The 18590-nt window shown below is 73.1% G+C and carries 17 protein-coding genes and 1 tRNA gene; 8 read left to right on the top strand and 10 right to left on the bottom strand.

Going from position 1 to position 18590, the window contains the following annotated elements:
* Positions 1 to 134 precede the first annotated feature (134 nt).
* The 7 genes from ABZ836_RS23990 to galU form a co-directional block, all read right to left on the bottom strand.
* Positions 135 to 208 (bottom strand) — tRNA-Ala (locus tag ABZ836_RS23990).
* A 97-nt stretch (positions 209 to 305) separates the two neighbouring features.
* Positions 306 to 1661, bottom strand: coding sequence for a hypothetical protein (locus ABZ836_RS23985; RefSeq protein WP_361145248.1), 1356 nt, complete (start codon positions 1659 to 1661; stop codon positions 306 to 308).
* A gap of 197 nt (positions 1662 to 1858) precedes the next feature.
* A complete protein-coding gene (locus tag ABZ836_RS23980) occupies positions 1859 to 2467 on the bottom strand; it encodes a GNAT family protein (RefSeq protein ID WP_356130267.1) in 609 nt (202 codons plus the stop codon).
* Positions 2468 to 2475: 8 nt separating this feature from the next.
* Positions 2476 to 3009 carry a MogA/MoaB family molybdenum cofactor biosynthesis protein gene (locus ABZ836_RS23975; RefSeq protein ID WP_361145245.1) on the bottom strand — a complete coding sequence of 178 codons (534 nt, stop codon included), beginning with the start codon at positions 3007 to 3009 and terminating at the stop codon, positions 2476 to 2478.
* Positions 3006 to 3485, bottom strand: a complete 480-nt coding sequence (gene moaC, locus ABZ836_RS23970) for a cyclic pyranopterin monophosphate synthase MoaC (RefSeq protein ID WP_356129838.1) — start codon at positions 3483 to 3485, stop codon at positions 3006 to 3008. The genes ABZ836_RS23975 and moaC overlap by 4 nt, the downstream gene beginning before the upstream one ends.
* A gap of 140 nt (positions 3486 to 3625) precedes the next feature.
* Positions 3626 to 4990: a gephyrin-like molybdotransferase Glp gene (glp, locus tag ABZ836_RS23965; RefSeq protein WP_361145242.1), complete on the bottom strand. Its 1365-nt coding sequence runs from the start codon at positions 4988 to 4990 to the stop codon at positions 3626 to 3628.
* 5 nt (positions 4991 to 4995) lie between these two features.
* A complete protein-coding gene (gene galU, locus ABZ836_RS23960; protein WP_356129842.1) occupies positions 4996 to 5898 on the bottom strand; it encodes a UTP--glucose-1-phosphate uridylyltransferase GalU in 903 nt (300 codons plus the stop codon).
* Between the two features lie 159 nt (positions 5899 to 6057).
* Here galU and ABZ836_RS23955 point away from each other — a divergent pair, with 159 nt between their 5' ends.
* Positions 6058 to 6636, top strand: a complete 579-nt coding sequence (locus ABZ836_RS23955; protein ID WP_361145326.1) for a 5-formyltetrahydrofolate cyclo-ligase — start codon at positions 6058 to 6060, stop codon at positions 6634 to 6636.
* A gap of 134 nt (positions 6637 to 6770) precedes the next feature.
* Here ABZ836_RS23955 and ABZ836_RS23950 read toward each other — a convergent pair whose 3' ends face one another.
* Positions 6771 to 9530: a penicillin acylase family protein gene (locus ABZ836_RS23950; RefSeq protein ID WP_356129844.1), complete on the bottom strand. Its 2760-nt coding sequence runs from the start codon at positions 9528 to 9530 to the stop codon at positions 6771 to 6773.
* A 323-nt stretch (positions 9531 to 9853) separates the two neighbouring features.
* Here ABZ836_RS23950 and ABZ836_RS23945 point away from each other — a divergent pair, with 323 nt between their 5' ends.
* The 4 genes from ABZ836_RS23945 (at position 9854) to ABZ836_RS23930 (ending at position 13703) form a co-directional block, all read left to right on the top strand.
* Entirely contained in the window at positions 9854 to 11404 is a 1551-nt protein-coding gene (locus ABZ836_RS23945; protein ID WP_356130271.1) for a potassium/proton antiporter, read from the top strand.
* Between the two features lie 233 nt (positions 11405 to 11637).
* Complete coding sequence (locus ABZ836_RS23940) at positions 11638 to 11970, top strand: FmdB family zinc ribbon protein (RefSeq protein WP_356129846.1); 333 nt, start codon at positions 11638 to 11640, stop codon at positions 11968 to 11970.
* A gap of 159 nt (positions 11971 to 12129) precedes the next feature.
* Positions 12130 to 12972: an S-methyl-5'-thioadenosine phosphorylase gene (locus tag ABZ836_RS23935; protein WP_361145238.1), complete on the top strand. Its 843-nt coding sequence runs from the start codon at positions 12130 to 12132 to the stop codon at positions 12970 to 12972.
* A gap of 86 nt (positions 12973 to 13058) precedes the next feature.
* Positions 13059 to 13703 (top strand): hypothetical protein, encoded by a 645-nt coding sequence (locus ABZ836_RS23930; protein ID WP_361145235.1) that lies wholly within the window; start codon positions 13059 to 13061, stop codon positions 13701 to 13703.
* Between the two features lie 11 nt (positions 13704 to 13714).
* On the opposite strand, the gene ABZ836_RS23925 is transcribed toward ABZ836_RS23930, so the two are convergent.
* Positions 13715 to 14020: a hypothetical protein gene (locus ABZ836_RS23925; protein WP_356130323.1), complete on the bottom strand. Its 306-nt coding sequence runs from the start codon at positions 14018 to 14020 to the stop codon at positions 13715 to 13717.
* Between the two features lie 163 nt (positions 14021 to 14183).
* Between ABZ836_RS23925 and ABZ836_RS23920 the strand changes: the two genes are divergently transcribed.
* Positions 14184 to 14909 carry a DUF6227 family protein gene (locus tag ABZ836_RS23920; RefSeq protein WP_361145232.1) on the top strand — a complete coding sequence of 242 codons (726 nt, stop codon included), beginning with the start codon at positions 14184 to 14186 and terminating at the stop codon, positions 14907 to 14909.
* Between the two features lie 33 nt (positions 14910 to 14942).
* Here ABZ836_RS23920 and ABZ836_RS23915 read toward each other — a convergent pair whose 3' ends face one another.
* A complete protein-coding gene (locus ABZ836_RS23915) occupies positions 14943 to 15452 on the bottom strand; it encodes an N-acetyltransferase family protein (protein ID WP_356129854.1) in 510 nt (169 codons plus the stop codon).
* Positions 15453 to 15696: 244 nt separating this feature from the next.
* Here ABZ836_RS23915 and ABZ836_RS23910 point away from each other — a divergent pair, with 244 nt between their 5' ends.
* Both ABZ836_RS23910 and ABZ836_RS23905 read left to right on the top strand, forming a co-directional pair.
* Complete coding sequence (locus ABZ836_RS23910; protein ID WP_356129856.1) at positions 15697 to 16698, top strand: sigma-70 family RNA polymerase sigma factor; 1002 nt, start codon at positions 15697 to 15699, stop codon at positions 16696 to 16698.
* A gap of 486 nt (positions 16699 to 17184) precedes the next feature.
* Positions 17185 to 18495: a M6 family metalloprotease domain-containing protein gene (locus ABZ836_RS23905; protein ID WP_356129858.1), complete on the top strand. Its 1311-nt coding sequence runs from the start codon at positions 17185 to 17187 to the stop codon at positions 18493 to 18495.
* The last annotated feature ends 95 nt before the right edge of the window (positions 18496 to 18590 follow it).

Below are 18590 nucleotides of genomic sequence, written 5' to 3'. Positions count from 1 at the left end.
GATCCCCCGCCCGGCGGCGGATCGGGGCCTCTCTCCACTCCGGCTTCCGCTCCGGCGTCCACTCCGTCTGACATCGCGTCGGAAACGACGAAGATCCCGTCCGATCGTGAGATCGGCGGGATCTTGTCGTGCAGTGGACCTGAGGGGATTTGAACCCCTGGCCCCCTCGATGCGAACGAGGTGCGCTACCGGACTGCGCCACAGGCCCTTGCAACGAGTGAAACTCTAGCATCCCCATCCGGGTGCTTGGCAATTTCGTCCCGGGGCGATACCCGCAGGCCGGACGCCACCTCCGGACGCCCCCTCTACTCGTTGGCCGCCCGCGGCCGGTCCCGGTCCGACTCGGCGTACTGGTCGAAGAGCGGGGTGCGGCCCCGGCCCCGGCCGCGGCGGGCGCCGGACCGGCCACGGGGCTCCGGCTGGGCCGGGGGCGGACCGGCCGCCTCGGCGGGCGCCGCGGACTCCTCCGGCGCGGCGGGCCGCTCGTGCCGGTCCGGGTCGAGCGCGGCGCGCGCCGAGCTCCACGCGTCGTCCGTGAGGTCGAGGTCGGAGGTGGCCCGCGGGGCCACGGGGGCGGTGACATAGGTCGGCAGCGGGACCGGCACCGGCTCCCAGCCGTCGGCCGGCCCCTCCTCCCGCTCCGGCTCGCGCTGCTGGTCGACCCACTCGGCGTGGTCGGTCTGCTCGATCAGGGCCAGCCGGTCGGCGGCGAGGGAGGAGAGCGTGGCGGGGCCCGGGTCGTGACCCTCCGGCTCCCGCGGCTCCCGCTGTTCCCGCGGCGCCCGCGGGGCCTCGCCCGGCCGGACGACGGCCCGCTCGGCACCGGTCCGGGGGCCCCGGCCGATCCGTTCGGTGCGCCCGTCGGTGGCCGGTTCCGCGGAGGGGCGGGGGCGACGGCGGCCGCCGCGCTCCCGGTCCCGCTCACGGCCCCGCTCCCGGACGCGCCGCGCCGCCTCCTCGGCCTGACCGCGGTCCATGCGGTAGGCGAAGCGGCGGCGTTCCTGCGTGCGCAGGTAGGCGATGTAGACGCTGAGCAGCACGGCCGGCGCGGCGGGCGCCCAGAGGAACGCCACTCCGCCGACCGCGGCGGCCACCGCGCCGACGGTGAAGGCCAGGAAGAGCAAGGTGATGGTGCGGCGTCTGCGGGCCAGCACCCTGGTGCGCGCGACCCGCGCCCGCACGACCTCCGCGTCCCGTTCGGCGGCGACCCGTCCGGCCCGGTCCGCCCGGTCCGCCCGGTCCGCACGCTCGCCCCGGTCGACCCGCTCGGGGTGGCCGGGCCGCCCGGCGTCCGCCCCGGCCGGCGGATCGGCCGGCCCGGGACGCCTGCGGGAGGCGGAGGGCTCCCCGCGGCGACGCTCCGGCCCGCCGGGCCCGGGATCGTCCGGGGGTACGGCGAAGGCCCGGACGTCGACCGAGTCGGTCACGGCGTCCGGGTCGACCACGTCGGGCCCGGGCTCCGCCTCGTCGGCGGAGCGCGCGAGGTCCTTGGCGTAACGGCGCTCCATCCCCGCCCTTCCGGACAGCAGCCGGATGGCGGTGCTGAAGCGTTCCGTCGGACGGGCCTCGTTCAGCTCGTCCTGCCTACGGAGCCACATCGGCACCAAGTAGGCGGCCCAGGCCCCGACAATGACTGCGTAGATGAGGCCGCTGCTGCTCACAGTCACACGGTAGAGCGGTTCGGGTGAGGCCATCTGCCTATTCACACGGTGTGTCGCACGATCTGGCTGATATTTCGAGCCTTTTACGCGACCGATGTGATCACAGGCCGCCGGAAGCGTGAATTCAGACGCCCAAACGTGATCAGCTTGAGCCTAAATTCGAACACTTATTCAATTTCCGGCGGGCTGCGTACCCTTCACCGCGTCCGGCCGCCCAACCTGGACAGACGCGTCATCATCCCTTCGGGGACCTCTTCCACGGTGAGCGCGTAGACCAGGTGGTCGCGCCAGTCGCCGTCGATGTGGAGATAGCGCGGCCGCAGCCCTTCCTCGCGGAATCCGAGTTTCTCCACCACGCGCCGGCTGGGCCCGTTCTCCGGGCGAATGCAGACCTCCAGCCGGTGCAGTCCCACGGTCCGGAAGCTGTGGTCCGCGGCGAGCGCCACCGCCGTCGGCATCACCCCGCGGCCGGCCACCGCCTCGTCCACCCAGTACCCGATGTTCCCGGAGCACATGGAGCCCCAGGTGATGCTGCCGACCGTCAGCTGCCCGGCCAGCCGCCCCTGGTACTCGACGACCCAGGGCATCATCCGCCCGGCCTTGGCCTCGGAGCGCAGGTGGCGGACCATCTGCCGGAAGGTGGGCCGCTGGGTGGCCGGGGCGCCCGGCAGCGGCGGCGGGATGGTGGCCTCCCAGCGGCGCAGCCATTCCCGGTTGCGCCGGTTGACCTCGCGCCAGTCGGCCTGGTCGCGCATCCGCATCGGGCGCAGCCGGACGTCGCCGTGCTCCAGGCCCACGGGCCAGATCAGGCCGTTCAGCTGGCACCCCCGGACGACGGATGGTCACCGCCGCGGAGCTGGTCCACGGCGTGCGCGAGCAGGTCCCCCAGGACGGCGAGCCCGTCCTTCACCCCTCCGGTGGACCCGGGGAGGTTGACGATCAGGGTGGAGCCGGCGACACCCGCGATCCCCCGGGAGAGCGCGGCGGTGGGCACCTTGGCGCGGCCGTGGGCGCGGATCGCCTCGGGGATGCCGGGGACCTCGTGGTCGACGACCCGGCGGGTGGCCTCGGGGGTGCGGTCGGTGGGCGAGACGCCGGTGCCGCCGGTGGTGAGGACCACGTCGTAGCCGGCCGCCACGGCGTCCCGCAGCGCGGCCTCCACCGGGTCGCCGTCGGGCACCACCACGGGGCCGTCCACGGCGAAGCCGAGCCGTTCCAGGCCGGCCGCCAGGAGCGGGCCGCCGCGGTCCTCGTAGACCCCGGCCGCGGCCCGGTTGGAGGCGGTGACGACCAAGCCCCTGCGGGGGCGGGCGCCGGACCCGCCGGCCGGTTCCGGAGCCGCCGTCACGCCCGCCTCCACTCGCCGGACTTCCCGCCGGTCTTCTCCTCGACCCGCACGTCGGTGATGACGGCGCCCTTGTCGACCGCCTTGACCATGTCGACCACGGTGAGCGCGGCGACGGTGACGGCGGTGAGCGCCTCCATCTCCACGCCCGTGCGGTCGGTGGTCCGCACCGTCGCGGTGATCTCCACCGCGTCGTCGGCGACGGCGAGGTCCAGCTTCACCCCGGAGAGGGCCAGCGGGTGGCAGAGCGGGATCAGTTCGGGGGTCTTCTTGGCCCCCATGATCCCGGCGATCCGCGCGGTGGCCAGGGCGTCGCCCTTGGGCATGCCCTCGCCGCGCAGCAGTTCCACCACCCGCGGGTGGACCAGGACACGGCCGCTCGCGCGGGCGGTGCGGGCGGTCACGTCCTTCCCGGAGACGTCGACCATGCGGGCGGCGCCCGCCTCGTCGATGTGGGTCAGTCGATCCTGCGTACCCATGCGGAAGGCGTCCTTCGTCGTTCAGGGCGGTCGTTCGGAGCGGTCGTTCAGGGCGGTCGTGCGGGGCGGTCGTTCGGGGCCGGAATGCCGTGTGCCCCGCGTTCGGCGATGCGCGCCACGGTACCGCCAGGACGGGCCCGTCAGCCGAGCAGGACCACCTCGACGTCCTCACCGGGCTCCACCGAGGTGACGTCCTCGGGTACCACGATCAGCGCGTCGGCCTGCGCGAGCGCGCCGACCAGGTGGGAGCCGGCCCCGCCGACCGGGGTGACCCGGTCGCCGTCCACGCGTCCGCGCAGGAACTGGCGGCGGCCCCGCGGCGAGGAGAGCGCCCGGTCGGCGGCCAGCGCGGCGCGGACCCGCGGCCGGTGGAGCTGGTCCTCGGGCAGTCCCATCAGCGCGCGGATCGCCGGCCGCACGAAGATCTCGAAGGAGACGAACGACGACACCGGGTTGCCCGGCAGCGTCAGCACCGGCGTGTGGTCCGGCCCGATCAGCCCGAACCCCTGCGGCTTGCCGGGCTGCATGGCGACGCGGCGGAACTCGACGCCCGGGGCGACCGGTTCGTCGTCCTCGCCGTCCGCCGGCTCGGGCGCGGTGAGCGCCTCCTTGACCACGTCGTACGCGCCGACGCTGACGCCTCCGCTGGTCACCAGCAGGTCGGCGCGGACCAGTTGGTCGTCGACGCTGGTGCGCAGGGTCTCCGCGTCGTCGGCGACCGCGCCCACCCGGTAGGCGATGGCGCCGGCCTCGCGGGCGGCGGCGGTGAGGGCGAAGCTGTTGGAGTCGTGGATCTGCCCGGTCTTCAGCGGCTCGCCGGGCGGCACGAGTTCGCTGCCGGTGGAGAGGACCACGACCCGCGGGCGCGGGCGGACCTTGGCGGTCGCCCGGCCCACGGAGGCGAGCAGGGCGAGCTGGGCCGGGCCGAGCACGGTTCCCGCGGTGAGCGCGCGGTCGCCGGCCTTCATGTCGCTGCCGGCCCGGCGGACGTGCGCCCCGGCCTCGGCGGGCCGGTGCACCCGGACCTGACCGGAGGCGCCCTCGGGCGCCTGGCTGCGGGCGCGCATGCCGGTGGCCGGTCCGGCCCCGAGCCCTCCGTCGGTCCACTCGACGGGGACGACGGTCTCGGCGCCGGGCGGCAGGGGCGCGCCGGTCATGATGCGGGCGGCCTGCCCCGGGCCCACCCGCAGCCCGGGCTCCTGGCCGGCCGCCACGTCCCCCACCACGTCGAGCACGGCGGGGAACTCCTCGCTCGCGCCCTCGACGTCCGCGACGCGTACCGCGTAGCCGTCCATCGAGCTGTTGTCGAAGGGCGGCAGCGCGACCGGGACCGTCACGTCCTCGACGAGGACGCAGCCCTGGGCGTCGAGCAGTTGCAGCTCGATCGGCTCCAGGGGGCGGACGGTGGAGAGGATGTCCTCGAGGTGCTCCTCCACCGTCCACAGGCGGTCCGCCTGCGCGCGGTCCTGGTCCGACGCGGTGCTGCGGGGCGCGGTGGTGCTCAAGTCCGTTACATCTCCTCGGCTACGAATCGGCGGAGCCAGGTCCGGAAGTCCGGTCCCAGGTCCTCACGTTCGCATGCCAGTCGGACAATCGCACGCAGATAGTCGCCACGGTCGCCGGTGTCATAGCGGCGGCCCTTGAAGACGACGCCGTGGACGGGGCCGGCGATGGACTCGTCGGCCGCCAGGTGCTGGAGGGCGTCGGTCAGCTGGATCTCCCCGCCGCGGCCGGGCTCGGTGCGGCGCAGCACCTCGAAGATGCCCGGGTCGAGCACGTACCGGCCGATGACGGCGTAGGCGGAGGGCGCGTCGGTCGGGTCCGGCTTCTCGACCAGGCCGGTCACCCGCGTCACGTCGGCGTCCTTGGTGTACTCGACGGCGGCGCAGCCGTAGAGGTGGATCTGGGCCGGGTCGACCTCCATCAGCGCGATCACGCTGCCGCCGTACTCCGCCTGCACGTCGATCATGCGGGCCAGCAGCGGGTCGCGCGGGTCGATGAGGTCGTCGCCGAGGAGCACGGCGAACGGCTCGTCACCGACGTGCGGGGCGGCGCAGAGCACGGCGTGGCCGAGACCGCGGGGGTCGCCCTGGCGGACGTAGTGGATGGTGGCGAGGTCCGTGGGCTCCTGCACACGGGCCAGCCGGTCACTGTCGCCCTTGCGTTCGAGGGCGTTCTCGAGTTCGTAGTTGCGGTCGAAGTGGTCCTCGAGCGGGCGTTTGTTGCGGCCGGTGACCATCAGCACGTCCCGCAGGCTGGCCTGGACGGCCTCCTCGACGACGTACTGGATCGCCGGCTTGTCGACGACCGGGAGCATCTCCTTGGGCGTCGCCTTGGTGGCCGGCAGGAACCGCGTGCCGAGACCGGCCGCCGGGATGACAGCCTTACTGATCCGAGGATGTGCCTTCATCATGTTCGCAACCATATCCATTGAGTTGTACGGAATCGGGAGCTCCATTCGATTCCGCGTCATATGGCTGCATTCGGGGGGAAAACAGAACCGTTCGTGCGGCGGTGGAGCGTCGGGCCGAGCAGGAAGAGGTGGACAGTGGCGAACGACAGTGCCAAAGGAATGTTGCGCGCGGAGATCCTCCGGGCGAGGAGAAGGTTGCCGGAGGGCGAGCGGCGGGAGGCCGAACGCGCGCTGACGGCACGGGCGCTGGAGCTGCCGGCGGTGGCGGGGGCGGAGGTGGTCGCCGCGTACGTGTCGGTGGGGTCCGAGCCGGGGACCCGGACGCTGCTGGACGCGCTGCGGGAACGGGGGGTGCGGGTGCTGCTGCCGGTGCTGCGGGAGGACGACGACCTCGACTGGGGCGTGTACGAGGGCCCGGGCTCGCTGGTGGAGGTCCCGCTGGGGGCGGGGCGGATGACGCTGCTGGAGCCGGGGGGTCCGCGGGCCGGGGTCGACGCGGTCCTCGACGCGGACGTGGTGCTGCTGCCCGGTCTCGCGGTGGACCGCCGCGGGATGCGGCTGGGCCGCGGGGGCGGTTCCTACGACCGGGTTCTCGCCCGCCTCGACGCGGCGGGTGCGGCTCCGGCGCTGGTCGTCCTCCTCCACGACACGGAACTCCGCGACACCGTCCCCGCCGACCCCCACGACCGCCCCGTGACCACCGCCCTCACCCCCTCCGCCCTCCACCACTTCTCCTGACCGCACGGCATCCGCCATCTCCAGGGCCGCCCTGGGGAAAGGCCGACGGGGCGGCTCCCCGGGAGGGAGCCGCCCCGTGGAGGGGACGGAAGAGAAGGGAAGGGAGGGAGAAGGGGCGGGAACGGGCGGGCGGGTTACGGGTTGAGGGTGAGGGTGTCCTTCGTGGCCCGCTTCACCGCGGCCTCGGTGAACGCCCAGTCGTACAGCTCGCCCTTCGCCCACGCGTCCGTCTGGTCCGTGTAGTGCGAGCTGTACGCGTGCCCCGACGCCCCCGTGAGGTTGATCCACTTCGACTTGTCGAGGTCACCCAGGTTCACGACCATCCGCATGGACGGCACCCACACCACCCCGTACCCGCCGGCCGCGTTCCACCCGGTCGCGTTGACGGTGGACTCGCCGCCGCCCAGCTCCCAGGGCCCGCGGTTGAGCATGTGCTGCAGGAAGCCGGGACCGGCCGTGCCCATGGTCTGGTTCTTGAGGTACAGCGTGTGCAGCCGGCCCCAGCTCCAGGTGTCCATGTTCTTGCCCAGCTTCGCGGTCAGCTCCCAGCGCGCGTCGATCATCGCCCGCCGCAGCAGCTCGTCACGGTTGTCCGCCGAGGGCCGCCCGCTGGCCGTCTCGCCGGTGGTCCACCAGGCACTGTCCGGCTCGTCCAGCAGCTCGCGCACGACCTCGAACCACCGGTCGCCGCCGTCCGGCTGCGCCTGCGTGGCGCTGCGCTGACCGCACTCGCGGACCTTGTCGGCCTCGTCCGCGGGCCCGGTGGTGTTCACCGGCTCCACCCACAGGCACTGGCCCTCGACCCGCAGCTCCTTCGGCAGCTTGTTGCCGAACGCCAGCCGCAGCAGGTTGCGCCACACCGCGTTGAAGTACGCGGCCGCCGCCGAGTCCGGCGTCTGGGTGCGGTCCCAGTGCTCCAGCAGTTCCTGCGCGTCGCGGACGTCCTCGTCCTCGGGGTCGATCTTCAGCAGCTCGGGCACCAGCAGCTTGGCGATCTCGCTGCTGCTGTCCGTCTGCATCTCGCGCATGTCCTCGGTCGAGATCTTCCCGCCGCCCTCGGTCTTCGCCTTGATCAGGTCGTTGATCCGCTGGCTGCGCGCACCGTAGGACCAGTCGCCGGTGAGCAGGTACGGGTACTTCTCCTCGTCGACGACGGCCTGGTTGGCGGTGACGATGTAGCCGCGGTCCGGGTTGTACTCGTAGGGCAGCTCGTCCTGGTCGATCCAGCCGGTCCAGCGGGAGCCGGAGTCCCAGCCGGGCGCCGGCAGCGAGCCGTCGTGGCCCTCGGCACGGACCGGGATGCGGCCCGGCAGCTGGTAGCCGATGTTCTTGCGGTCCGCGTAGACCAGGTTCTGCGAGGGCACCTCGAACAGCTCTGCGGCGGCCCGGAAGTCCTCCCAGTCCTCCGCGGTGTTCATCGCGAAGACGGCGTCCATGGTGCGGCCCGCGTCGAGCGCGGTCCACCGCAGGGAGACGCCGTAGCCGTCGCCCCGGTCGGGCGAACCGGAGTCGACGCCGGCCTTCTTGCCGACCTGGACCAGCTCGTCGTCACGGTCGGAGAGCAGCGGCCCGTTGTTGGTCTCGCGGACGACGATCTTCTTGTCGGATCCGCCGGCGACCTTGATGGTCTCCTCGCGGGTCCGGAACGGGACCGTCTTGCCGTCGTACTGGTAGCCCTCGGGGCTGATCTTCTGCAGGTACAGGTCGCTGACGTCGACGCCGGAGTTGGTGAAGCCCCAGGCGATCTGCTGGTTGTGGCCGATGATCACACCGGGCATGCCGGAGAAGGTGTACCCGGAGACGTCGTACCGGCAGGTCTCGGAGACGGTGCGGCAGTGCAGGCCCATCTGGTACCAGACCGAGGGCAGCGCGGGCGACAGGTGCGGGTCGTTGGCGAGCAGCGGGGCGCCACCCACGGTGTGCTCGCCGGAGATCACCCAGGAGTTGGACCCGATGCCGTTGCCGTTGACGCCGACCGCGATGGGCAGCTCCTCCAGCGCGCCGTAGAGCCCGGCGAGCTGCGACTGCAGCCCGGCCGCGTCCTCGGCCGGGACGCCCGGCAGGCCGGCCGCCGCGCCGCCCTGGACGCCCTCGGTCGCCGTGGCGTTCTGGTCCCAGGTGCCGGTCGCCCCGGAGTAGGCGCCCTCCTGCACGATCGGCTTGTTCCGCTCGAACGGGTAGCCCGGGTACAGGTCGGCGATCTGCTCGGCGTCGAGGCGGCTGGTGAGCAGCGAACGGTCGATCTCGTCCTGCATGTTGCCGCGCAGGTCCCAGGCCATCGCCTTCAGCCAGGCCACCGAGTCGACGGGGGTCCACGGCTCGGGCGCGTAGTCGCCGGTGAGCGCCAGCGCCGCGTACTCGAGGGAGAGTTCGTCGGCCGCCTTGCCGTCCAGGTAGGCGTTGACGCCCTTGGTGTACGCCTGGAGGTACTTCTTGGTGGAGGCCGACAGCTTCTTGTCGTACTCCTGCTGCGCGACCCGGCGCCAGCCGAGGGTGCGCAGGAACTCGTCGGTGGAGACCTGGCTCGCGCCGAACATCTCGGAGAGGCGGCCCGCGGTCATGTGGCGGCGGACGTCCATCTCGTAGAAGCGGTCCTGCGCCTGGACGAAGCCCTGCGCCATGAACAGGTCTTCCTCGGAGTCGGCGTACACGTGCGGCACACCCTGGCCGTCGCGCCGCACCTCCACCGGGCCGGACAGGCCCTTGAGGGTCAGCGCACCGCTGGTCTGCGGGAACGAGGCACGGACGGTGCTGACCGTCCAGTACCCGCCGTAGACCAGGCCGCCTATGAGCGCCAGGACGAGGAGCAGGACCAGGAGTCGGGCTTTGCGCCCCTTCTTCCTGCCGGACCTGCCGGGCTGCTGACCGGAAGAGGCGGTGGTGTTGGGGGGCATCGCTGTCCTTGCTGTCCTCACGCGAGCGGCGGGGCGGGCGGTGGTCAGTTCTGGGCGCGGCGGCGGAGCCCGTCGTCGCGCTGGAGCAACGATAGGCGCACGGGGCGCGGCGGCTTGACGCGGCGTCTGTGAACCCGTGGCATCGGGCGAGCGGGGTGTCCGCTTCGTCCCGGTGCGAGCCCCGGCCGGGGCGTCGCGCGGCGGACCGGAGGGCGGTGGATGTGCGGAAGCGCGTCAAGAAAGCGTCAAGAGTTAGGTAAGGTAACGAAAGACTTACCGCTCGGCGCGCTCGCCGCTCGGCGCGCTCACCGCTCGGCGCACACCTGTTCGCGCACCCCGGATTCGCCCGTCTCGGAGGGAAGGGAAGGCCGCCACTGACTGTCGACCACCTCAACCAGCTTCTGCTCGGCGCCTCACTCGTCCTCCTGGTGGCGGTGGCCGCCGTGCGCGTGTCCTCGCGCAGTGGACTGCCCAGCCTGCTGATCTACCTCGGCATCGGCATCGCGCTGGGGTCCGACGGCATCGCGGGCATCGAGTTCGACAACGCCGCGCTGACCCAGGTCATCGGCTACGCCGCCCTGGTCGTGATCCTCGCCGAGGGCGGACTCGGCACCAAGTGGGGGCAGATCAAACCGGTGCTGCCGTCCGCCGCCGTGCTCGCCTCGGCCGGCGTGGCCATCAGCGTCGCGGTGACCGCCGCGGCCGCCCACTACCTGGTCGGGCTGGAGTGGCGACAGGCGCTGATCGTGGGCGCGGTGGTCTCCTCGACCGACGCGGCGGCGGTCTTCTCGGTGCTGCGCCGCATACCGCTGCCGTCCCGGATCACCGGCACCCTGGAGGCCGAGTCCGGCTTCAACGACGCCCCGGTGGTCATCCTGGTCGTCTCCTTCTCCACGGCCGGACCGGTCGAGCACTGGTACCTGCTGCTCGCCGAGATGGCGATGGAGCTGGCGATCGGCGCGGCCGTCGGCCTCGCGGTGGGCTGGCTGGGCGCCTGGGGGCTGCGCCGGGTCGCGCTGCCCGCCTCCGGCCTCTACCCGATCGCCGTGATGGCGATGGCGGTGACGGCCTACGCGGCGGGCGCGATGGCGCACGGCAGCGGATTCCTCGCGGTCTACCTGGCCTCGATGGTGCTGGGCAACGCCCGGCTGCCGCACCATCCGGCCACCCGCGGCTTCGCGGACGGGCTGGGCTGGATCGCGCAGATCGGCATGTTCGTGCTGCTCGGACTGCTGGTCAACCCGCGTGAGCTGGGCGACGACATCCTGCCCGCGCTGGTCATCGGCCTGGTCCTCACCATGGTGGCGCGACCGCTGAGCGTGTTCGCCTGCCTGTCGCCCTTCCGGGTGCACTGGCGGCAGCAGACGCTGATGTCCTGGGCCGGGCTGCGCGGCGCGGTGCCCATCATCCTGGCCACCATCCCCATGGTGGGCGGGGTCGAGGGAAGCCGGCGGATCTTCAACATCGTCTTCGTGCTGGTCGTGGTCTACACGCTGATCCAGGGCCCGACACTGCCCTGGCTGGCCCGCAAGCTGCGGCTGGGCGACGACAACGAGGCCGCCGACCTGGGCATCGAGTCGGCGCCGCTGGAGCGGCTGCGGGGGCACCTGCTGTCGCTGACCGTGGACCGGGACTCGCGCATGCACGGCGTCGAGGTGAGCGAGCTGCGGCTGCCGGAGGGCGCCTCGGTGACCCTGGTGGTCCGGGGCGGCGACTCCTTCGTCCCGTCGCCGACCACGGTGCTCCAGCGGGGCGACGAGCTGCTGGTGGTCGCCACCGACCGGGTGCAGGACGCCGCCGAGCGGCGGCTGCGGGCGGTCGCCCGGGGCGGCAAGCTGGCCGGCTGGCTGGGCACGTCCGGGGCCGCCCGGTGACGGTCCCGTGGGCCGCGTGGTGAGGTGCTCGTGGGACGCGTGGTGAGGGTGCTCGTGGGACGCGTGCGGCTGGTCGGCTGACGGCCGGTTTTTCGTTCGGGCGCCGTTCGGTTGTCGTCCGGTGGCAGTGGTTTCGGTCACCGGACGGGGTGCGGCAGTGGACTGACGGCCGGGAATGCGTCAAGATGGATCGTCGTTAGCACTCATTGAGTGAGAGTGCCAGGAGGAAGACAGTGCCGACCTACCAGTACCAGTGCACCGAGTGCGGCGAGGGCCTCGAGGCGGTGCAGAAGTTCACCGACGACGCCCTGACCGAGTGCCCCAACTGCCAGGGCCGCCTGAAGAAGGTGTTCTCGGCCGTCGGCATCGTCTTCAAGGGCTCCGGCTTCTACCGCAACGACAGCCGCGGTTCGTCGTCCAGCAGCTCGCCGGCCGCGACGTCCGGCACCGCCTCCTCGAGCTCCAGCTCGAGCTCGAGCTCTTCGGCCTCGTCGACGTCCACCTCGTCGTCGACGTCCACGGCCTCCGCCTCCACGGCCTCGTCGAGCAGCAGCTCGGCCGCCTGACGCACGCCGTTACGGGCCCCGCGCGTCCTCGCTCCACCGAGGCCGCGCGGGGCCTTCGGCATGTCGGCGGTCCGGTCGGCGGCGCGGTTCGGCGTGGTGGGGGCGGGCGGCGGTTTCGGGCCTGTTCCCCGCCGTGGCCGAGGCCCTAGGGTGCGGGCCATGGTGAACACGGTGAGCGCCGAGATCGGCGTGATCGGCGGGTCCGGCTTCTACTCGTTCCTCGAGGACGTGACCGAGGTCGCGGTGGAGACGCCCTACGGGCCGCCCAGCGACTCCCTGTTCGTCGGCGAGGTCACCGGCCGCCGGGTGGCCTTCCTGCCCCGGCACGGCCGCGGGCACCACCTGCCGCCGCACCGGATCAACTACCGCGCCAACCTCTGGGCACTGCGCTCCCTGGGTGTCCGGCAGGTCCTCGGCCCCTGCGCGGTCGGCGGGCTGCGCCCGGAGTACGGTCCCGGCACGCTGCTCGTCCCCGACCAGATCGTCGACCGCACCAAGGCACGCGCCCACACCTACTTCGACGGCCTCCCGCTGCCCGACGGCACGGTCCCCCACGTCGTCCACGTCTCGCTGGCCGACCCCTACTGCCCCGCCGGACGCGCGCTGGCGCTGAAGGCCGCGCGCGGCCGGGAGTGGGAGGCGGTGGACGGGGGCACGCTCGTGGTGGTCGAGGGGCCCCGCTTCTCCTCCCGCGCCGAGTCCCGCTGGCACGCCGCCCAGGGCTGGTCGGTGGTCGGCATGACGGGCCATCCGGAGGCGGCGCTCGCCCGTGAACTGGAACTCTGCTACACCTCGCTGACCCTGGTCACGGACCTGGACGCGGGCGCGGAGACCGGCGAGGGCGTCTCCCACGAGGAGGTGCTGCGGGTGTTCGCGGCCAATGTGGGCCGCCTGCGGGACGTCCTCTTCGACCTGGTGGCGGCGCTTCCGGCGACGGACCAGCGGACCTGCCTCTGCGCCCGGGCGCTGGGCGGCGCGGACCCTGGGTTCGCGCTGCCGTAACCCTCCCGGGTGACCTGTGGACAACGGCGCCGGTAAGCCGTCCACAGGCCTCAGCAGACCTTGACGACAGCGGTCAGGCTGGGGCCATGAACGAGTACTTCGGTCCCTTCGACGGGGCATCCTCTGGGACGTCCGCCGGGACGTCCGCCGAGGCGTCCTCGCCCGTCCGGCTTCCGCTTCTTCCCTCCGGCACCGGTGCTCTCCCGGCCGCCCCGCGGTGGTACGGGCCGGGAGGAGTGCCCGCGCCCGGGAGCGTCCCCCCGTTCGCCCCGTTGCGCGTGACCGGTGGCCGGTTCGGTACGGGCCGGCCGGCCCGGGCCTGGCCCCGGGTGGCGGCCGCCGTGCTCACGGCGGCGGCGGTGACCGCCCTGGCCCCCGGCCCCACGGCTCCGGCCTCACCGACCGCCTCTTCCGCCTCGCACGCCCGGCCGGGGGGCGTCCCGCCGCCGGCCGGGCCGCCCCGGGTGCGGGCGCCGGTACGGCTCGCCGATCCGGCCGTCGCGGGCATGCTGCGCGCCGGGGACCTGGTCGACGTGATCGCCGCGGGTCCTCAGGGGCGTCCTCGGGTGCTGGCGCGGGAGGCCCGGGTCGCCCTGACGCCTGGATCAGGGGGCGTGGACACGGCGGGCGGGGCGCTCGTGGTGCTCTCCGTGCCCCGGCCCACCGCGGTGCGCCTGCTGGGCACGGCGCCGGAGGACCGGCTCGCGGTGGCGCTCAGGGGCGGGCCGTGAGCGGCCCGGGGTCAGAGGTGGTGCGGCGGCTTCTCGTCGAGGAAGCGGCGGAGGTCGGCGGCGGCGTCCCCGCCGCGGGAGCGCTCGCCCCAGCCGTGGTCGGTGTCGTCCGAGCTCTGCTGGTCCAGCGGGTCGTCGAAGACCAGCGCGGCCTTCGGCGCACGCGGCTCGGCCCGGTCGTCGCGGTCGGTGCCGTCAGGGCCGTCGGTGCCGTGAGGGCCGTCGGTGCCGTCGGTGCCCTCGGGGGCCCGACCGTCGTCGGCGTCCCGGCTGTCGTCGCGGGGTTCGGAGGACGCGCCGTCGGAGGAGGAACTCATCCGTCCAGACTACGACCGGCGTACGCCCCCGGCGGCAGGCAACCCGGACCCCCGGTCCGGCGTCTCTACAACCGTACGTTTTCTCGGTTCCCGGACATGATGTCCGACGGAGGGGCTACGGTATGCACCCACAAGGTGACAAGCAGCGACGCTGGGAGCACCCTTGAGCGTTCCGTACGAGACGGCGGCGTATCCGGAGGAGCATCTGGAACGGCTCCTCGGCCGCGCCCTGAACTCCTTCGAACTGCCGGACGAGGTCCTGAGCCGGCTGTGCTCCGCGCTGGCGTACGACGGCTCGCTGCAGTCGGCCCACCACAGCGCGGGTCTCTACCGGGAGACCCACCGTCACACCTGGCTACTCGGCGACGGCTCGGTGCTGACCCTGTGGGAGCTGGTCCACAACACGGCCCCAGGGGGGCCGCGGCACGAGGTCTACGCGGACGAGGAGGAGCTGTCCGCGGCCGTCGCCCGGCTGCCGCTGCCCGCCGACGAGCCGGTCCTGGCACCGCTGGACACGCTGCGGCTCCCGCCGCTGCGGCTCCCCCCGGCGGCCGGCTTCGACCCGCCGTACGCGCCGGACGACTCGGCGGACCACCTGCGCCGGCTGATGCGGCGCGCGGAGAACCCGGACCGGCCCGGGCCCGAGGTGACCTCCGCGCTGCGCACGGCCTACGCGCACGAGATCTCCCAGGCATTCGGCCCGCCCTGCCGGACGGGCACCGGGGTGTGCCTGTCCCTCTACGAGCACGCCTTCCTGCTCCCGGGCGGGCGGCGGGCCTCCCTGTGGGAGGTCGAGCACACGGCGACGCCCGACGGGCGCCACATGTGCGAGGTCTACCCGACGGAGTCGGCGGCGCGGGCGGCCATGGAGCGGCGCGTCGGCCCGTAGCGGTCCGGGCCGACGGGACCCGCGGCCCGCCGCTCAGAGCGTCTTCTCGAACCAGGCCACGTCCCAGTACCGGCCGAACTTCCGGCCCACCTCGCGGAAGACCCCGACCGGCTCGAAGCCGAACCGGCGGTGCAGCCTCTCGGAGGGCTCGTTCGGCGGGACGATGCCCGCGTAGGCCCGGTGCACGTCCTCCGCGGCCAGCGCCTCGAACAGCGCTTCGTACAGCAGCGCGCCCACGCCGCGCCCGGTGGCGTCGGGAGCCAGGTACACCGTGCACTCGACCGAGCTCAGATAGGCGGGCTTCGGGCGGAACCGGCCGGAGGTGGCGTAGCCGAGCAGTTTCCCGGTCGCGCCGTCCTCCGCCACCATCAGGCGGTGCGGACCCCGGAGGGAATACCCGGCGAGCCAGGAACGTCGTTCCTCGGACGTGAAGGGCAACGTGTCGAAGGTGTAAGGCGTCTCACACACGTAGTGGTTGTAGATGTCCGTGAGGCCCGCGAGGTCCCTGTCGTCACCGGCCCTGACCTGCGCTTCGCCACGCACCGTGCCCCTCCGCCTCCAGGTTGCAGGCGGGCAGGGTACTGCATCTCCGGCCGAAGAGACGGACCCGGCGGGAATTCTGTCCCGATTCCGGTCGTTGTATCCCACGGATGCCGGGCACCCGGTGACAGTGAGGCTCACAGCTTCAGTGTCGCGCCGAGCCCGCCGGGGGTGGTCGACGACCACCCGGGAGGCCGGCGTCCATCAGTACGAAACCGCCCGCCCACCATCGTTAGGGAGCACACGCATGGCAACCCGTGCCGTCGCCCGTCGCAAGTCCGCCACCTCCGGCGGGACGTCCGACGCGGCACGCAGCGTTCGCGCCCATGGCGGCGAGATCGCGGACCGCGACCTGGTCGGCATGTACCTGGACGAGATCGCGCGTACGCCGCTGCTCGACGCCGCCAAGGAGGTCGAGCTGTCCGAGACGATCGAGGCAGGCGTCTACGCCCAGCAGATCCTCGACGGCGATGCGGAGTCCAAGGTGGACGCCAGCCGCGAGGAGCTCGAGACCCTGGTGGAAGCGGGCGAGCGGGCCAAGGACGTCTTCATCCGGTCCAACCTGCGTCTGGTGGTGGCGGTCGCCCGCCGGTACCCGCGCAGCGGACTGCCGCTGCTGGACCTGATCCAGGAGGGCAACGCCGGTCTGGTCCGCGCGGTGGAGAAGTTCGACTACCGCAAGGGCTTCAAGTTCTCCACCTACGCGACCTGGTGGATCCGTCAGGCCATCACCCGTTCCATAGCCGACCAGTCGCGCACCATCCGCCTGCCCGTCCACCTGGTGGAGGAACTGGGCCGGATCCGGCGCGTGCAGCGCGAGTTCAACCGCGAGCACGGCCGGGAGCCGGAGCCCGCCGAGATCGCCAAGGAGCTGGGGGCCACCCCCGAGCGGGTCACGGACGTGCTGGACTGGGCGCGTGACCCGGTCTCGCTGAACATGTCGGTGGACGACGAGGGCGAGACCCAGTTCGGCGACCTGCTCGAGGACACCTCCGCGGTGTCGCCGGAGCAGTCGGTGCTGACCCTGCTGCGCAGCGAGGAGCTCGACGAGCTGATCAACCACCTCGACCAGCGCACGGCCTCGATCATCAAGATGCGCTACGGCATCGAGGACGGCCGGGAGCGTACGCTGACAGAGGTGGGCAAGGAGCACGGCCTCACCCGTGAGCGGATCCGGCAGATCGAGAAGCACGCGCTGTTGGAACTGAAGAAGCTGGCCCGGGACACCGGGTTCGACGCAGCGGCCTGACGGTCTCGGCGTAACGGCGGAAAACGGACCCTCACGGGCGGCGTACCCGGGTCCAACGCGGGCACAACAATGGGGCCGGCCCCTTCGGGCCGCCCCTCCAGAACCGGGCCCCGGTGCACTCCCCCCGGCATCGGGTCCCGCCAGCCGGGCCTCGGCGTCCTCTCCCCCCCCTGGGCGCTCGGGGCCCGGCCCTTTTGCGCGCCACCGTCCCTGGGCTCCGTCGTACGTACGCGGGACCCGGTCACGTCCGCCGTCCCGCTTGCACCCCCGCCTGCACCCCTGCCGGGCACCCACGCCCCGCTGCCGGGCATTCCCACGCCACCGCCCAGGCCTCACCCGGCCTCACCCCGCCCCGCCCCAAACCTCTTCGCCGCGAAAACCCCCGACCGGCCCCTTCCAGCGGGCGGCGGCCGATGCCCCGGCACAGGGTGAGCGGAAGGGTGCGGCCCGGTCGACGGACCGGTCGCGTGGAGTGGGAGGCCGAGCATGGGACGCAGCGCGTACCGCCGCTCCATACCGGAGGGCGGGTCCCCCGGTCCCGTCCGGGCCCGGCGCCTGGCCTCACTCGCGGCGGTCTGCGCACTGAGCCTGGCCGTCTGCACCTCCGCGGTGAACCAGCGCGCCGAGGACCCCACCGCGGCGGGCCCCGTCCCCCCGGCCAGGTCCGCCGTCGGGCTCGCGCCGTGCATGATCAGCGGCGGTCTGGACGCCCAGATGTCCGAGGGCCTGCCCACCCCCTCCGGCTACTCCCCGGCCACCGGCACCGTCCGGGCGCTGACCCTGATGGTCGACTTCCCGGACGCCCGGGGCGAGGGCGACGCCATGGACCGGTACGCCGAGTTCTTCCCGCAGACCCAGGACTGGTTCCGCACCAGCTCCTACGGCCGCCTCGACTACCGCCCCGAGGCCCCCGTGAAGGACTGGCTGCGGATGCCGAAGGAGTTCGACGAGTACGGGATAGAACGCGGCGCCCCCTTCGACCCCGCGTACCGGGGGCTGGTCGAGGACATCGTCGAGAAGGCCGACGCCGAGGTCGACTTCAGCCGGTACGACCTGCTCAACGTGCTGGTCACCCCGAACGCCGGCCCGTCCGCGCTGGACACCGTGCTCTCCGTGACGTTCGCCGCCAACTCGGAGGCCCCGGTCGCCGACGGCGTCCCCGTGTCGCACACCTCGTTCGTCTACTCGCGCCAGGACGACGGATCCGGCACCTACGACCGCACCGGCTACCGGGTCCTGCCGCACGAGAACGCCCACGTCTTCGGCCTGCCGGACCTGTACACCCAGGACGGCGGCGGCGCGGCCGGCCACTGGGACATCATGAGCGAGGACTGGGGCGCCAACAACGACCTCATGGGCTGGCACAAGTGGAAGCTGGGCTGGCTGGACTCCGCCCAGGTCGCCTGCGCGGCGCGCGCCGGCTCCGTCTCCGACCACGTGCTGACCCCGCTGGCCCGGGCGGGCGGCCCCAAGCTGGTGGTGCTCCCGCTGGACGAGGACACCGGCTACGCGGTCGAGGTCCGCACACAGGAGGGCAACGACGAGCTGGTGTGCCGCCCCGGCGTGCTGGTCTACCGCGTCGAGGCGGGCGTGGAGACCGGCCAGGGCCCGATCACCGTCCACGACCACCGGCGGGACAGCGGGGGCTGCACCCAGTCCCCCAACGTCCACGCGGAGCTCTCCGACGCCACGCTCGCCCCCGGCGACAGCTTCCGGGACCGCGAGAACGGCATCCGGATCAACGTCGTCGGCAAGGGCCCCGGCGACGCCTACCGGCTCCGGGTCACCCGCGACTGAGGTTCCGGGGTCACCCGCGACCCAGGCCCCGCACCGGCGGCGCACGCCGCTCCCAGGACCGCCGTTCCCGCGGCCCGCTCCTGGACGCCGGGAGT

The sequence above is a fragment of the Streptomyces sp. NPDC047130 genome (assembly GCF_040643475.1).
In the GTDB taxonomy this organism is placed as follows: domain Bacteria; phylum Actinomycetota; class Actinomycetes; order Streptomycetales; family Streptomycetaceae; genus Streptomyces.
This window is presented reverse-complemented; position numbering and strand designations above follow the sequence as displayed.

Excerpts from the sequence above, each read along its gene's own strand:
- ABZ836_RS23930 (WP_361145235.1), top strand. The coding sequence starts at position 13,059 with ATGAACGAGTACTTCGGTCCCTTCGACGGGGCATCCTCTGGGACGTCC.
- moaC (WP_356129838.1), bottom strand. The coding sequence starts at position 3,485 with ATGGGTACGCAGGATCGACTGACCCACATCGACGAGGCGGGCGCCGCC.
- ABZ836_RS23905 (WP_356129858.1), top strand. The coding sequence starts at position 17,185 with ATGGGACGCAGCGCGTACCGCCGCTCCATACCGGAGGGCGGGTCCCCC.
- ABZ836_RS23950 (WP_356129844.1), bottom strand. The coding sequence starts at position 9,530 with ATGCCCCCCAACACCACCGCCTCTTCCGGTCAGCAGCCCGGCAGGTCC.
- ABZ836_RS23910 (WP_356129856.1), top strand. The coding sequence starts at position 15,697 with ATGGCAACCCGTGCCGTCGCCCGTCGCAAGTCCGCCACCTCCGGCGGG.
- ABZ836_RS23925 (WP_356130323.1), bottom strand. The coding sequence starts at position 14,020 with ATGAGTTCCTCCTCCGACGGCGCGTCCTCCGAACCCCGCGACGACAGC.
- galU (WP_356129842.1), bottom strand. The coding sequence starts at position 5,898 with ATGATGAAGGCACATCCTCGGATCAGTAAGGCTGTCATCCCGGCGGCC.
- ABZ836_RS23955 (WP_361145326.1), top strand. The coding sequence starts at position 6,058 with ATGTTGCGCGCGGAGATCCTCCGGGCGAGGAGAAGGTTGCCGGAGGGC.
- ABZ836_RS23935 (WP_361145238.1), top strand. The coding sequence starts at position 12,130 with ATGGTGAACACGGTGAGCGCCGAGATCGGCGTGATCGGCGGGTCCGGC.